This window comes from Thermobifida fusca NBRC 14071 = JCM 3263 (genome assembly GCF_001592045.1).
GTDB classification, from domain to species: Bacteria; Actinomycetota; Actinomycetes; order Streptosporangiales; family Streptosporangiaceae; genus Thermobifida; species Thermobifida fusca.
The window spans coordinates 26,599-40,673 of record NZ_BCWB01000051.1; the positions used below are offsets into that span (position 1 = coordinate 26,599).

Below are 14,075 nucleotides of genomic sequence, written 5' to 3' on the forward strand. Positions count from 1 at the left end.
CTACAAGCACGGTGCACGACGAGTGTGCACCTTTCTGTTTCCGCAGCGGGGGGGTTCATGCGTTCCGTCGGGGTTTTCTCCAGGTCAGATGAGCTTCGGCTGCGTGCCAGGGACGGGAACCAGAGGCCATGCCCGGGTGACCCTCTCCGGACTCAGTCCTTTCCTGCGGAGGAACGCCGCCAAAGACTCGGCCTGCTGGGCAGCTGCGGTCACCTGCAGTTCGTGGAGCTCCCGAGGGGACAGGGCAGCCACGTGCGCCGCGGCGTGCCCGATCCCCCGGGCCACTGCTGCAGCTGCTACCGCGTCCGCGCTCGCCTCATGTGAACCGTCGTACGGGACCCCGTAGTGGGCGCAGAGCGCTTCCAGAGTGCGTTTCCCCCTGCGGTAGCGGTCGATGTGCCGGTCCAGGATCAGGGGGTCGATGACCGGGGCGACCGTGTCAAGCCGCTCCGACAGCGGCACCACCCCGTAGCGGCGGCACTCCCGGTCGAGGATGGTGAGGTCGAAGGGAGCGTTCATGATGACCAGCGGCGTTCCCGACTGGAGTACCTGCTCCAGCAGGTCGGTGATCTCCGCTACGGCAACGGGGGCGGGGATTCCGTCGGCCACCGCCAGTTCGGTGCTGATGCCGTGGATCGCCACGGCCTCGGGGGGAATCTCGACTCCGGGGTTGACGAGCCAGGTCCGCCGGGTCCGCTGGGAGCCGTCAGCAGCCGTTTCGATGATCGCGGCAGTGACGACACGGTCCTGTTCCAGGTTGATGCCGGTCGTCTCGATGTCGAAGCCGACCAGCGGGCCGAGGTGCCAACCGGGAGCGGCTGCACGGTTATCCGTCATACCGCGACTCTACTGGCCTGCACTGACGAAACCCCTGTTCACCTTGGCCAGGCGGGGGCACGCTACATACACGGGACGGTCGGTGCTGTCCCGCCCACCGCAGGAACCAATCCCAGGGGGAGTCATGCACGTCGGGATTCAAGAGGCGCTCCGCCAGCTCCAGCAGGCGATCCACGACGCTCGAGTGTCGTTTGACTGTATTGCGCTGGAGGACTTGGAGCGCGCCCACATCCACGCGATTACCGCCCGGACTGCGCTCGACGCTGCGGAAAACGCCATCCGGACTGCCTTGGACGAGCAACAACGCCCTGAGGCGTCTACCGACGACAGCAGCCCCTCCTGACCCTCGAGCACGCTGAATCGGAATAAGAGACCGGCCCTGGGCACTGGAGGACCTCCAGTGCCCAGGGCCTCACGCACCGGCAAGGTCGATCAGCCCCATGCCAGCACCATCTCCTCGGGGTCTTCCAGGATAGTGGCGACGTCGCGCAGCACTTTCGATCCCAGTTCCCCGTCGACCAGCCGGTGGTCGAAGGAGAGCGACAGTGTCGTCACTTTGCGGATCTTGATCTTGCCCTTGTGCACCCACGGCATGTCGCGGATCTGCCCCAGGGCCAGGATCGCAGCCTCTCCCCGGTTGAGGATGGGGGTTCCGCCGTCGATCCCGAAGACGCCGATGTTGGTGATGGTGATGGTGCCGCCGGTCAAGTCCGCGGGGGCGGTCTGTCCCGCCCGCGCCTTCTCGGTGAGGTCGGTCAACGCCCGCGCCAAGTCAGGCAGCGGCAGCCGGTCGGCGTCCTTGATGTTGGGCACCACCAGGCCCCGATCCGTGGCCGCCGCGATGCCCAGGTTCACGTAGTGTTTGACGACGACTTCCTGGTTGGCCTCGTCCCAGGACGCGTTGATCCGCGGGTGCCGCCGCACCGCGATAAGCAGTGCCCGGGCGACCAGCAGCAGCGGGGAGACCTTCACGTCCGCGAACTCCGGCCGCTGTCGGAGCTTCTGCACGACCTTCACGGTCTTGGTGACGTCCACCTGCAGAAACTCGGTGACGTGCGGTGCGGTGAACGCGCTGTCGACCATCGCCGCCGCCATGTGCTTGAGCACCCCCTTGACCGGGATGCGCTCTTCCCGCACGTCCCGCTCGGGAGCAGGCGACGCAGCCGGTGCGGGCGCCGCCGGCTCGGGCACGCGGGGCGCTGAGGGCTGCGGCTGGTTCTGCTCGGCGTGGCGCCGCACATCGTCTCGGGTGATGACCCCGTTCGGCCCGCTGGGCACGACCGTACGCAGGTCCACCCCCAGGTCTTTCGCCAGTTTGCGCACTGGAGGCTTGGCGAGCACCACGGTGCGCTGGCCGACGGTCTGCGCCGGCACGGCCGAAGGGGTGCGGCGGCGGGCCCGGCGCTTGGTGGCCCCGCTTTTGACGCCGTAGCCGACGAGGACCGGTTCCCGCTTCTCCTCCGCTGGCGGTTCCGCCGGGGCTGCGGCGGGAGCAGGCTCAGGCCGCGGCTCGCCCGCGGCACCGCCGGTGTCCACCGCGATGATCGGAGTTCCGACCGGGACGGTCTCCCCGGCCTCGACCAGCAGCGCCTCGACGCGACCCGCAAACGGGCTGGGGAGTTCCACGACGGCCTTGGCCGTTTCGATCTCGCAGATGACCTGGTTGACGTCAACCTGGTCCCCTGGCTGCACGTGCCAGGTGAGGATCTCGGCCTCGGTGAGGCCTTCGCCCACGTCGGGCAGCACAAACTGTTGGATTCCTTGGTGAGTCATGCCCAGCCCTCTAGTACGCGAACGTGCGGTCGACACCGTCGAGGACCCGGTCCAGGTCCGGGAGGTAGTACTCCTCCAACCGGGACGGCGGATAGGGGGTGTCGAATCCGCCGACGCGAATGACCGGGGCTTCCAGGTGGTAGAAGCAGGCCTCGGTGACCCGGGCAGCGATTTCCGCGCCCAGTCCGCTGGTCACCGGGGCTTCGTGGGTGACGACGAGCCGTCCGGTGCGGCGGACCGACTCGTAGACGGTGTCGTAGTCCACGGGAGAGAGCGACCGCAGGTCGATGACCTCGATGGACCGCTCGGTGTCCGCTTCAGCGGCGTGGAGCGCGACCTTGACCATCGGCCCGTAGGCCACCAGGGTCACGTCGGTACCGGGGCGGACGATCCGCGCTTCCCCCATCGGGGTGGCGGTGTCCACGCTGCCGTCCGTGCGGACGGGGGCCTTGTCCCAGTAGCGGCGTTTCGGTTCGAGGAAGACCACCGGGTCCGGGCAGGCGATGGCCTGCTGGATCATCCAGTAGGCGTCCTCGGGGGTGGCTACGGTGACCACCCGCAGGCCGGCAGTGTGGGTGAAGTAGGCCTCGGGCGACTCACTGTGGTGTTCCACCGCACCGATCCCGCCGCCGTAGGGGATGCGGATCACGACGGGGAGGCTCAGCCGTCCCTCGGAGCGGGCCCGCAGTTTCGCGAGCTGGGTGAAGGTCTGGTCGGCGGCGGGGAAGAAGAACCCGTCGAACTGGATCTCGCAGACCGGGCGGTAGCCGCGGAGCGCCAGGCCGATCGCGGTGCCGATGATGCCGGATTCTGCGAGCGGGGTGTCAATGACCCGGTCTGCGCCGAAGTCCTTGTACAGGCCGTCGGTGACGCGGAAGACCCCGCCGAGCCGTCCGACGTCCTCCCCCATCACCAGGACTTTCGGGTCGTTCTCCATGGCGCGGCGCAGTCCCGCGTTGATGGCCTTGCCCAGGGTGAGTTCGGTTCCGCTCATCGGGCCGCTCCCTCCGCCCCCTCAAACGACGCCAGGTAGTCCGCGAATTCGGCGCGCTGCCGGTCGAGCTCGCGGTGCGGTTCCGCGTAGACCTCGCGGAAGATGTCCAGCGGTGCAGGGTCGGGCAGGGCGCGGCATTCGGCGCGGACCTGCTCCCCGAGCTTCTCCGCCTCGGCTTCTACCGCGTCGAAGAAGCCGTCGTCGGCTTTGCCTTCGCGAACCAGGTAGGCCCGCAGCCGGGCGATGGGGTCCTTGCGGCGCCACTCTTCGATCTCTGCGGACGTCCGGTAGCGGGTGGGGTCGTCGGAGGTGGTGTGCGCGCCCATCCGGTAGGTGAACGCTTCGATCAGGGTGGGGCCTTGCCCTTCGCGGGCGTGCTGCAAGGCTTTGCGGGTCACCGCCAGGCAGGCGAAGACGTCGTTGCCGTCCACGCGAATCCCGGGGAAGCCGAAGCCGGCGGCCCGCTGGTAGATCGGCGCTTTGCTCTGGCGGTCGTTGGGCTCGGAGATGGCCCACTGGTTGTTCTGGCAGAAGAACACGACCGGGGCATTGTTGACCGCGGCGTAGTTGAAGGCTTCGTTGGTGTCGCCCTGGCTGGTGGCTCCGTCGCCGAAGTAGGTGATGACAGCGGTGCCGTCTTCACCGAGTGCCCCGTCCCGCTGCACACCCATCGCATACCCGGTGGCGTGCAGCGTCTGGCTGCCGATGACGATCGTGTAGAGGTGGAAGTTGTGCTCGTACGGGTCCCAGCCCCCGTTGGTGACGCCGCGGAACATGGCCAGTAGGTCCCGGGGGCGGACTCCCCGGCACCAGGCCACCCCGTGCTCCCGGTAGGACGGGAAGGCCATGTCTTGCGGTTCGAGGGCGCGGGCTGAACCGATCTGCGCGGCCTCCTGGCCCAGGAGGGAGGCCCACAGGCCCAGTTCGCCTTGGCGTTGCAGGGCCACGGCTTCGGCGTCGAGGCGCCGCACGAGGACGAGGTCGCGGTAGAGGTCGCGGACCTGTGCCGTGGCGGGTTCGAACGGGTAGTCAGGGTGCGGGACGTACTCTCCGTCGGGGGTCAAGAGCTGGATCAGCTCAGGCTCTTCACGAACGGTGCTGTCGGACACCTGTCGCTCCTCGGTCTCGGGGCCGACTGACGGGGTACCGCTGGTCGGCCTGTTGCCTGCCCGACCCGTCCCGGGGTAACGGGTGGGGTCGAACAGCCCTACCACCCATCGTGACAGATATCACTATGGGCAGCGCAAGACCCTGCGACACCTCACGTCGTCCGACTCATCATCCCGCAGAAAAAGAAAAACCCCAAGTACCAGGACTTCCTAGAAAATACAAGGGGTTCCAAGTAAAAATTAGGCCACCCTAGTACTTTTTCTCCGCCGCCGTCGGAGAAGACAGACCGCACTGCCGCGCATCAGCGCAGCATGCTTCAGCCACCGGGTGCCCAGGAGGGTGCGCGGGCGTGCAGGGGACCGGGCACGCGGTCAGTCCGCGTACAGGCCACGCTCCTTGGCGTAGTCCGCGAGCAGCACGCGAAGCTGCCGGCGTGCCCGGTGCAGCCGCGACATCACCGTTCCCAACGGGGTGTCCATCTGCTCCGCCACTTCCTTGTAGGAGAAGCCCTCGACGTCGATCAGGTAGATGACCATGCGGAACTCTTCCGGCAGCTGGGCGAGCGCGGTGCGTATCGCGGAATCCGGCAGCCGGTCGAGGACTTCGGCCTCCGCCGACCGCGACCCGGTGGACGAGTGCGCGTCGGCCGCCGCCAACTGCCAGTCCTTGATCTCGTCGGTGACTTCCTGGCGCGGCTCCCGCTGCTTCTTGCGGTAGCCGTTGATGAAGGTGTTGGTGAGAATCCGGTAGAGCCAGGCGCGCAGGTTCGTGCCCGCACGGAACTGGTGGAAGTTAGCGAACGCCTTGGTGAAGGTCTCTTGAACCAAGTCTTCGGCATCCGCCGAATTCCTCGTCATCCGCAGGGCTGCCGGGTAGAGCTGGTCGGCGTACGGCCTGACTGCCTCTGCAAAGTCGAGACCCTCCGCAGTGACGGTGGTCTCTGCGGGACGGTCGAGTTCAATGGTCGCCAAAATTTCCCCCTCAGGACGACCGGGGATACTGCTACTTGGTGAGACGCATGCCAAGTCGATTCACGATGCATAGTCATGAGGTGATTAAGGACACGAATCCCCCTCTCCGGGTGTGGTTTACAGCAAGGGTCGGGTAAAAAGAAGAATTTTGCTTTCGTCTCTTCCAAAGTGATCCGCGGCGTCGCCACCGCCGCGACGCCCCGGAAGGCCTTATCCGTAGCGGCCCGGGACGTTACGGTTCCGCTTCCCCACACGGCGCGTCGCACACATCACCGGCCTCGGGAACAGCCGGTTTCCTCCCCGCGTGGCCGGTACCGTACGCTCTGGACTGTCCGGCTGGCGCCGAGCCGCGGCCAGGCCCCTGGCTGCGCTCGCCCCGGCCCTGCGTCCCGTGTCCGCCTGGACACCAGCGACGTCGTCACCACCGGTGCGGTACAACTCTGGAGGACCCCGTGGCCCGCGTCATCGTCGATGTCATGCTCAAGCCCGAGATCCTGGACCCCCAGGGCCAGGCCATCCTGGGCGCCTGCGAACGGCTTGGCTTCTCCGGGGTGACCCAAGTCCGTCAGGGCAAGCGCTTCGAGATCGACCTCGAGGGCGAAGCCGACGAGGCCCGTCTCGCCGAAATCCGCAAGCTCGCCGAGACCCTGCTCGCCAACCCGGTTATCGAGGATTTCTCACTCCGCGTAGAGTAATGAAGCACCACGAGGCCCCATAACCGGGACCCGTCCGAAATCGCGCGGTTTCGCGTGAATAGCCTCGGGAAGGTTTTTAACGGTACCGAGGTTCGGGGGGCTGACTCTGATGGAAAGGCGATTCCAGGTCGCACTGCCGAGGGCGGCGTACACGGTCCCCGTTCTGCGTAGCTTCCTAGGCTGTGCCCTGCACGTCCACGGTGTCTGCCCCGAATGCCAGCGCGACATCCTGGTGGCGGCCTCGGAAGCCTGCGCGAATGTGATCGACCACGGCGCTCCGGCATCCGGCTACCAGGTCTCGGTCAGCATTGAGCAGGCCTGCTGCGTCATCCGCATCACTCATAACGGCCGGCATTTCACTCCGACGATCGCCCCGCCCCGCCCTGCTCCAGATTCTGAGTCAGGTCGGGGTATTTTCCTCATGCACGTCCTCATGGACGAGGTCGTGTTCGACGTCGAGCCCGACGGGCGGACCACGGTACTGCTCGTCAAACGGCTCTGCCTGCTGCCGGCGGCGAAACGCCCGCTCACCCCGGCCGTGGCCAGCGGGTGAGGCAGCCGCCCGCCCCGCTGACCTTCCCGGCCTTCGGGACATCCACCTCGCTTCGGGGGCGAGGCGGCGATACCATCCGGGACCATGAGCGACCACCACGCACACCCCCGTACCGCCCTCATCACCGGCGCGTCCACGGGAATCGGAGAAGAATACGCCCGGCAACTGGCCGAACGCGGCTACTCTCTGGTGCTGGTGGCGCGCAGTGCCGACCGGCTCGCCGCGCTCGCCGCGGAGCTCACCGACCGCTACGGCGTGCCCGCGCAGTGCCTGCCCGCCGATCTCACCGACGACAAGGACCTCGCCACGGTCGAAGAGCGGCTGCGAGTCACCGGTGACACCGCTGACGCCCCGATCGACCTGCTGGTCAACAATGCCGGACAGGCGCACGGCGGCGATTTCGCGACGATTCCGGTCAGCGCGATCGAGGACACGCTCGCACTGAACATCCGTGCGCTCACCCGGCTGGCGCACGCGGTACTCCCCGTGCAGATCGAACGGGCCCGCCAGCTCCGCGAGGCAGGGAGCTCCCGACCGCTCGGCATGATCAACGTGGCGTCCATGGCCGGACTGCTGCCGGCCGCTCCCGGCGGCGCGGTCTACTCCGCGTCCAAGGCCTATGTGCTCTCCCTCACCGACACGCTCGCGGTCGAAGCGGCCCGGCACGGCGTGCGGGTGACCGCGGTCCTCCCCGGCTACGTCCGCACCGATATGACCCGGTCCTTGCAGGAGAAAGGGGCGCCCGATATCGCGTTCGTCCCGCGGGAGCGCGTGGTGACCGACTCGCTGCGCGGCTGGGCTTCGGGCCGGACCCGAGTCGTGCCGGGCGCCCAGTACAAGGCGGTCAACGCCCTGCTCCATGCCCTTCCCCCAGGGCTGTTCCACGCGGTCGCAAAACGCACCAGTGCGTGACCACCCGCGGCACGCCCCGGACAGCTCCCCGCAGTGTTCACTTCCGCTTCGACCGCCTCCACTTTCCGTCTCCGACCGGCTGCGCCTACCCTAGGAGAGCACGCAGTCAAGGAAAGAGATCATGAAGACCTTCGAAGAGCTGTTCACCGAGCTGTCCGAGAAGGCGCGGACCCGCCCGGCAGGATCGAGGACGGTCGCCCAACTGGACGCCGGGGTGCATGCGATCGGCAAGAAGGTCGTCGAGGAAGCGGCTGAAGTCTGGATGGCCGCCGAATACCAGAGCGACGAAGAAACCGCCGAAGAGATCTCCCAGCTCCTCTACCACGTCCAAGTTCTGATGCTGGCGCGCGGCCTCCGTCTGGAAGACGTCTACCGGCATCTCTAGGTCGGTTCCCGCGTCGTCACGCACGCGAGACCGACCTGTCCCGACGTCCCATGCCGGAATCCGTGAGCCGAGGAAGCATCCCATGACCGATCTGCTGCGCATCGCCGTGCCCAACAAGGGCCAGTTGTCCGAGCCTGCCATCGCCATGCTGCGCGAGGCCGGGTACCGCCAGCGCAAAGATTCCCGCGACCTGGTCCTGCTCGACCCCGACAACGGAGCCGAGTTCTTCTTCCTGCGCCCCAAGGACATCGCCGTCTACGTCGGTGAAGGCATCCTCCACGTGGGAATCACCGGCCGCGACATGCTCATCGACTCCGGCGCCCCCGTCGAAGAAGTGCTGGCGTTGGGCTTCGGCAATTCCACGTTCCGCTTCGCCGCGCGCAACGGCTCCTCGATGACGGTGGAAGACCTCGCTGGGAAGCGGATCGCCACCTCCTACGAAGGGCTGCTCACGTCCTATTTGAAGAAGCGCGGCATCGAAGCCCGGGTCATCCACCTCGACGGCGCTGTGGAGAGCTCGATCCAGCTGGGTGTGGCCGACGCGGTCGCTGACGTCGTGTCCACGGGCACGACCCTGCGCCAGGCCGGACTGGAGCCGTTCGGGGAGCCCATTCTGGAATCCGAGGCGGTCGTCATCCGTCGCAAAGGGGAACCGGACGACCCGAAAGTCGAGCAGTTGCTGCGCCGGCTGCGCGGTGTGCTCGTCGCCCGCGACTACGTGATGATGGACTACGACGTGCACGCCGAGCACTTGGAGGAGGCCATCGCTCTCACCCCCGGCATGGAGGGGCCCACCGTCTCGCCCCTGCACCGGGAAGGCTGGGTGGCGGTCCGGGCCATGGTGCCGCGCCGCGACGCCCAGCGGATCATGGACGACTTGTGGGAGATCGGGGCCCGCGCCATCCTCGTCACCGATATCTACGCCTGCCGACTCTGAAGCACGATGGACAGGTCCGCACAAGGAGTACCGGGGTTCTCTGACACCGCTGCGCCCGTGGTGGTCGACCGGACCCAGGGGGTCAGCGGCGGGGACCTGGTGCTGCGGCGGGTCGGCACCGACTACGAGATCATCAGCAACGGCGTGTTCCTCATGGACACCCGGGACGGCCGCTCCGAACGTGAACTGGTCCGCGCCTGCCTGCGTGTCCTGCCCGCGGACCAGACTGGACTGCGGGTCCTCGTCGGCGGGCTCGGGGTGGGATTCTCCGCGGCGGAGGCGCTGGCCAGTCCACGGGTCGCCCACGTGCGGGTGATCGAAGTGGAGCCGGCGGTCATCGCCTGGCATTCCGGTCCGCTGGGCGAGGCCGCGGGGCGTCCCACTGACGATCCGCGCTGCCAGGTGGTCTGCGCTGACCTGGTGGAATGGTTGGCTGAAACAGCGGAGACCTTCGACGCGGTGTGTCTGGACATCGACAACGGTCCCGACTGGACCGTGGTGGACAGCAACCGCCGGTTGTACAGCCCGGACGGTCTGGACCGGTTGGCGCAGCTCACCGCTCCGGGCGGGGCCTTGGCCGTGTGGAGTGCAATGCCCGCCCCCGACTTCGCCCTGCTGCTTGACCGCCGATTCGGCGCGGTCAAGGAGATCCGGGTGCCCGTGCGGCGGGGCGCTCCCGACGTGGTGTACCTGGCGCGCCCCCACGGCCCACACCGCCAGTGACCGGCGCCCTGCGGGACAACCGCGGGCTGTGGCGGCCGCTCCACGACGAAGGGTGGCGAGGATCACCGCGGTACGGCCCCCTCACCGCCCTCACCGGTCAGCCTGAGGTCTACTCCGACGCTTGGCCGTTGCCCTGCTGCTCGGCGATCTGCCGGCGCACTTCGTCCATGTCGAGGTCGCGGGCCTGCTGGATCAGGTCCTCCAGGGCCGCTTCCGGCAGCGCGCCCGGCTGGGCGTAGAGCACAGTCCGATCCCGCACGATCATGAGCGTCGGAATCGACTGGATGTTGAAGCTCGCGGCCAGCTCCTGCTGGGCCTCGGTGTCGACCTTGGCGAACACCAGGTCCTTGTGCCGTTCTGACGCCCGCTCAAAGATCGGAGCGAACATCTTGCACGGCCCGCACCAGGAGGCCCAAAAGTCGATGAGGACGAAGTCGTTCTCTTCGAGCGTCTGATTGAAGTTGTCCTTGGTCAGTTCGATAGTGGCCACAGGCTCTCCTGATCGTGGCGTCAGCAACGGTCTTCTCCCTTGTACAGCGGTTGAGGCCGCTGCTTTGTTCCGCATTCGGGGCATCGATGCGTCCACCCCTCCCCAACACTCGACAAAATCCCAGTTCAATACCGGTTTGTACGGAAAAAACGTTCGTCCGTAGATTCGTGAGGGAAGCAGTGTCACCGGGGAAGGGGGGACCGTGGGCGCACTGTCCAGAGCGAAACGGCGGGCCAACGACGGCGGGGACGGGAAAGAACCGGACTACCGTTTCACTCTCGCCAACGAGCGCACGTTCCTGGCCTGGATCCGCACCGCGCTCGCGCTGGTAGCGGGTGCGGTCGCAGTGCTGCACCTGGTTCCGCTGCGGTGGCATGGCGGCACCCAACTCTCCGTGGGGCTGGCCCTGGCCGCCCTGGCCGTGGTGATCACCTGCTACGCCCCCATCCGGTGGATGCGGGTCCAGCGGGCGATGCGGCACGACCAGCCGCTGCCGACCACCCCGCTGCCGCTGATCACAGCGCTCGGTATCGGACTGATCTGCCTGGCCGTGGTGGTGGGGAACTACCTGCCATGAGCGGCCCCCGCGAACGCGACCCGGGCTTGCAGCCGGAACGGACCCTGCTGTCCTGGCAGCGCACTCTGTTCCTGCTCGCTGTGGTGACCCTGCTGTATCTGCGGGTCCCGCCCGAGGACACGCTGGCCGGTACGGTCGGCCAGCTCATCGCGGTGGGCATCCTGTTCGGCACGTCCACCGTACTCGCCGTGCACCTGCAGAAACGCTGGCGGCAGACCGACCACGGCCGGCGTGCCGACGGCTCCTTGCGACCGCCCGCGCCCCTGGCCCGCCCGTGGGCGCTCGTCGCCGTGAGCCTCGCCGTCCTGGGGATCAGCGTGATCGCCATCGTCTCTGCTTTTCCCGCGTAACCGGCGGTGGCCCCTGGAAGTTCCAGGGGCCACCGTGGTCTCTGCCGGTCAGGCCTGCTTGGCTTCGATGATGGAGTTGATGATGTCGTCGAGGCGGCGCGTCGGCTCGTAGCCGATGAGCTTCTTGGCGAGCGACGTGTCCGGCATGCGGCGGCGCATGTCCTCGTACCCTTCGCCGTACGCCTTCTCGTACGGGATGTACTCGATCGTGCTGCTCGAACCGGTCAGTTCGATGACCCGTTCCGCCAGGCCGCGAATGGAGATCTCCTCCATACCGCCCAGGTTGACCGCCTGGTTGTAGGCGGCCGGGGTGTCCATGAGTTTCACCACGGCCGGAACCACGTCGAAGACCGAGCCGAAGCACCGCCGCTGCGTGCCGTCACCGTAGACGGTGATCGGCTCGTTGGCCAGCGCCTGGCTGACGAACCGCGGCACCACCATGCCGTAGCGTCCGGTCTGCCGCGGGCCGACGATGTTGAAGAACCGGACGATGACCGTCGGGATCCCGGTCTCCTTGCCGTAGACGTAGGCGACCAGTTCGTCCAGTCCTTTCGCCGCCGCATACGACCAGCGGCTCTTCAGCGGGGAGCCGAGGATGCGGTCGGCGTCTTCGGTGAGACCATCCGCGTCGTTCTTGCCGTACACCTCGCTCGTGGAGGCCACCATGATGCGGGCCCCGTGCCGGGCCGCGGCTTCCACCACGTTCTCGGTGCCGTGCAGGTTCACCCGCAGGGACTCCAAGGGCTTGTCCACAATGGTGTGCACCCCGACCGCGGCAGCCAGGTGGAACACGGTGTCGCAGGAGCCGACCAGCTTGTCGACCAGCGCGGTGTCCAGAATGGAGCCCTCGACGAACTCGAAGTTAGGGGCGGCAGCAAGCTGCGCCAGATTCTCCTTGGAGCCGGTGGACAGGTCATCGAGCACCGTGACCTGGTGGCCTTGGGACGTCAGGTAGTCGCACAAATGGGATCCGATAAATCCGGCGCCCCCCGTAACCAGGGCTTTCACGCTGTTTCTCCTTTGCAAAGACACGGCCGCAGAAGGGCTCGGGTGTTCCTGTTTGCTGCGTGACGGCACCGCGCCTGGAAGGTCAGGCGAGCCACCGCATCATGTGGTAGGCCTCTGCGTAGGGCACTCCGGCGTGCATGCCGCGCAGGGTGGCCAGGCTGCGCAGCGTCTCGTCGGAGCGGGTGTGCGGGTGGTCGTGGCTCTGGGTTCCGTACAGGTGCATCGCGTGGATCTTGGCGTCCACCTGCTCTTTGGTGAGTTCGACGAAGAAGTTGGGCGACGGTGCGGCGTCGTAGCGCCACTGGTCGGCGGCCTGCTCGTAGGCGAGGACCAGGCGCGGGTGGTGGCGCCGTTGGGTGTTGGACGGCCGTAGCGCGGTGTGCAGCGCTTCAGCGGTGATCTGGTGGTCCTGGTTGTAGCTGGTGCGGTGCGGCGCGATCACCGTGGTCGGTTTGAGCTTGGCGATGGACAGCGGGCTGCCGCGCTCGATCGCGTTGGTGAGCTCAAAGCGGGGCACCGCGTCCAGTTTGAGGTGGTACGCGTCACCGGGAAAGGCAAAATGCCAGTCGTCCCAGCCGTAGAATTCCGCGACTTCTTTGACTTCTTGGTAGCGCTCTTCGGCGGTGGACAGTCCTTTAGGCGAGTTGTCAGCGGTGTCCCCCACGGTCATGAACTGGATGTAGACCTCGGCCCCCGCATCCTTGGCTTTGCGCATGAGCCCTCCGCAGCCGAGCGTCTCATCGTCAGGGTGCGGTGCGAGGATGAGGATCCGCTCGCGAGACCAGTCGATCATCATTGGATGTCCTCGATTCAGTAGGGCCTGAGGCAGCACCGAGCCGCTTCAGGCAGGTCGCAGCGTTTCGGTTCTAGGGAAGAGCGTGCGGGCCGGTCAGTCGGCGATGCGCGCCTGGCGCACCAGGTCCATTCCTTCGGGGCCGACGTTGAGCAGCAGGTCTATGGCTGCCATGCGGGGCAGGAATTCCTGTCCTTTCCGGTTGTGCTGCGGGTACTCCGGGTGTTGGAAGTTCTGCCACTCGACGGCGATCCCGTACCGGTCGAACACGTCCTTGTCGAGGTAGGCGCGGGCACCATCGCCGGAGAGCATGGTGGTCGCCCCCACTTTGGCGCTGATCTGCGCGAGCAGTTCACTCTTCTGTACGGTGAACTCGCCCAGTTCGCTCGAGCGCACCATGGGAGTGGTGATTCCGAACGCGTTGAGCACGAACTCGGTGGTCGCTAGAGAAAGGTCGACCAGTTGTTCCCACCGGCGTTCGTAGATGGCTGTGATTTCAGCGCCGAACTCGTCCCAAAAAGGTGCCTTACGGTAACAGTGTTGCGCCAGTGTTCTACTGTGTTTCTCCCACCACGGTGAACTATTGTTCACCGATTTGTCCATGATCCGCTCGTCCCGGCTGCGCTGCACCACCGGAACGGTCAGCAGGACCGGACCATTCTTCGATGCCACATAGTTACGGTGCTGCCACCCTTTCCTCTCAAACTGGACATGATCGAGGACAACAAACAAGTCACAGCGGTCGATCTTGTCCAGTAGGCCCAGCCATGGCAGGTAGTGCGGCTGGTGCATGGCAACACGCACAGTCAATTCCCCTTCACGCAAACGGTCGAGCGCCGTGGTTCCTGGTTGAGGGTACGAGATTCCTCCTCCGGCCGTCCTCTTCTTGACCGGACTCAGGCTCTTTCATCGATCAAGTCATATATTCGTAACCTGAACGATAGCCACCTCCCCAATTACGACGATG

At 66.6% G+C, this 14,075-nt stretch carries 18 protein-coding genes; 9 read left to right on the forward strand and 9 right to left on the reverse strand.

Going from position 1 to position 14,075, the window contains the following annotated elements; translation table 11 throughout:
• Nucleotides 1-84: 84 nt before the first annotated feature.
• Entirely contained in the window at nt 85-837 is a 753-nt protein-coding gene (locus TF1_RS13480) for a 3'-5' exonuclease (RefSeq protein ID WP_011290630.1), read from the reverse strand.
• A 124-nt stretch (nt 838-961) separates the two neighbouring features.
• Between TF1_RS13480 and TF1_RS13485 the strand changes: the two genes are divergently transcribed.
• Complete coding sequence (locus TF1_RS13485) at nt 962-1,180, forward strand: hypothetical protein (protein ID WP_016188046.1); 219 nt, start codon at nt 962-964, stop codon at nt 1,178-1,180.
• A gap of 89 nt (nt 1,181-1,269) precedes the next feature.
• Here TF1_RS13485 and TF1_RS13490 read toward each other — a convergent pair whose 3' ends face one another.
• From TF1_RS13490 to TF1_RS13505, 4 genes are all read right to left on the reverse strand, one after another.
• The gene (locus TF1_RS13490; RefSeq protein WP_016188045.1) at nt 1,270-2,610 is read right to left on the reverse strand and encodes a dihydrolipoamide acetyltransferase family protein; all 1,341 of its coding nucleotides are present in this window, start codon (nt 2,608-2,610) and stop codon (nt 1,270-1,272) included.
• Nucleotides 2,611-2,620: 10 nt separating this feature from the next.
• Nucleotides 2,621-3,604 carry an alpha-ketoacid dehydrogenase subunit beta gene (locus TF1_RS13495; RefSeq protein ID WP_011290628.1) on the reverse strand — a complete coding sequence of 328 codons (984 nt, stop codon included), beginning with the start codon at nt 3,602-3,604 and terminating at the stop codon, nt 2,621-2,623.
• Nucleotides 3,601-4,713 (reverse strand): pyruvate dehydrogenase (acetyl-transferring) E1 component subunit alpha, encoded by a 1,113-nt coding sequence (pdhA, locus tag TF1_RS13500; protein WP_016188044.1) that lies wholly within the window; start codon nt 4,711-4,713, stop codon nt 3,601-3,603. The genes TF1_RS13495 and pdhA overlap by 4 nt, the downstream gene beginning before the upstream one ends.
• 372 nt (nt 4,714-5,085) lie before the next feature.
• Nucleotides 5,086-5,685 (reverse strand): sigma-70 family RNA polymerase sigma factor, encoded by a 600-nt coding sequence (locus TF1_RS13505; protein WP_011290626.1) that lies wholly within the window; start codon nt 5,683-5,685, stop codon nt 5,086-5,088.
• Between the two features lie 452 nt (nt 5,686-6,137).
• Between TF1_RS13505 and purS the strand changes: the two genes are divergently transcribed.
• The 6 genes from purS to TF1_RS13535 all read left to right on the forward strand — a co-directional run bounded on the left by purS (nt 6,138) and on the right by TF1_RS13535 (nt 9,890).
• Nucleotides 6,138-6,380: a phosphoribosylformylglycinamidine synthase subunit PurS gene (gene purS / locus TF1_RS13510; protein WP_011290625.1), complete on the forward strand. Its 243-nt coding sequence runs from the start codon at nt 6,138-6,140 to the stop codon at nt 6,378-6,380.
• Nucleotides 6,381-6,489: 109 nt separating this feature from the next.
• Nucleotides 6,490-6,933, forward strand: a complete 444-nt coding sequence (locus tag TF1_RS13515) for an ATP-binding protein (RefSeq protein ID WP_082797717.1) — start codon at nt 6,490-6,492, stop codon at nt 6,931-6,933.
• An 84-nt stretch (nt 6,934-7,017) separates the two neighbouring features.
• Complete coding sequence (locus TF1_RS13520; RefSeq protein ID WP_016188042.1) at nt 7,018-7,845, forward strand: SDR family NAD(P)-dependent oxidoreductase; 828 nt, start codon at nt 7,018-7,020, stop codon at nt 7,843-7,845.
• Between the two features lie 121 nt (nt 7,846-7,966).
• Complete coding sequence (locus tag TF1_RS13525; protein WP_011290622.1) at nt 7,967-8,230, forward strand: phosphoribosyl-ATP diphosphatase; 264 nt, start codon at nt 7,967-7,969, stop codon at nt 8,228-8,230.
• 82 nt (nt 8,231-8,312) lie between these two features.
• Entirely contained in the window at nt 8,313-9,167 is an 855-nt protein-coding gene (gene hisG / locus TF1_RS13530) for an ATP phosphoribosyltransferase (protein WP_011290621.1), read from the forward strand.
• 6 nt (nt 9,168-9,173) lie between these two features.
• Nucleotides 9,174-9,890, forward strand: a complete 717-nt coding sequence (locus tag TF1_RS13535; protein ID WP_061783941.1) for a spermine/spermidine synthase domain-containing protein — start codon at nt 9,174-9,176, stop codon at nt 9,888-9,890.
• Between the two features lie 109 nt (nt 9,891-9,999).
• Here the strand turns inward: TF1_RS13535 and trxA are convergent, their stop codons facing one another.
• Nucleotides 10,000-10,380 (reverse strand): thioredoxin, encoded by a 381-nt coding sequence (trxA, locus tag TF1_RS13540; protein ID WP_016188041.1) that lies wholly within the window; start codon nt 10,378-10,380, stop codon nt 10,000-10,002.
• A 202-nt stretch (nt 10,381-10,582) separates the two neighbouring features.
• Between trxA and TF1_RS13545 the strand changes: the two genes are divergently transcribed.
• Both TF1_RS13545 and TF1_RS13550 read left to right on the forward strand, forming a co-directional pair.
• Nucleotides 10,583-10,957: a YidH family protein gene (locus TF1_RS13545; RefSeq protein WP_011290618.1), complete on the forward strand. Its 375-nt coding sequence runs from the start codon at nt 10,583-10,585 to the stop codon at nt 10,955-10,957.
• Entirely contained in the window at nt 10,954-11,307 is a 354-nt protein-coding gene (locus TF1_RS13550) for a DUF202 domain-containing protein (RefSeq protein WP_011290617.1), read from the forward strand. Before TF1_RS13545 ends, TF1_RS13550 begins: the two co-directional genes overlap by 4 nt.
• Nucleotides 11,308-11,355: 48 nt before the next feature.
• Here the strand turns inward: TF1_RS13550 and TF1_RS13555 are convergent, their stop codons facing one another.
• The 3 genes from TF1_RS13555 to TF1_RS13565 all read right to left on the reverse strand — a co-directional run bounded on the left by TF1_RS13555 (nt 11,356) and on the right by TF1_RS13565 (nt 13,912).
• Complete coding sequence (locus TF1_RS13555; RefSeq protein WP_011290616.1) at nt 11,356-12,315, reverse strand: NAD-dependent epimerase/dehydratase family protein; 960 nt, start codon at nt 12,313-12,315, stop codon at nt 11,356-11,358.
• Between the two features lie 82 nt (nt 12,316-12,397).
• Nucleotides 12,398-13,111, reverse strand: coding sequence for a PIG-L deacetylase family protein (locus tag TF1_RS13560; protein ID WP_011290615.1), 714 nt, complete (start codon nt 13,109-13,111; stop codon nt 12,398-12,400).
• Between the two features lie 93 nt (nt 13,112-13,204).
• Nucleotides 13,205-13,912: a WbqC family protein gene (locus TF1_RS13565; protein WP_038043096.1), complete on the reverse strand. Its 708-nt coding sequence runs from the start codon at nt 13,910-13,912 to the stop codon at nt 13,205-13,207.
• Nucleotides 13,913-14,075: the final 163 nt, after the last annotated feature.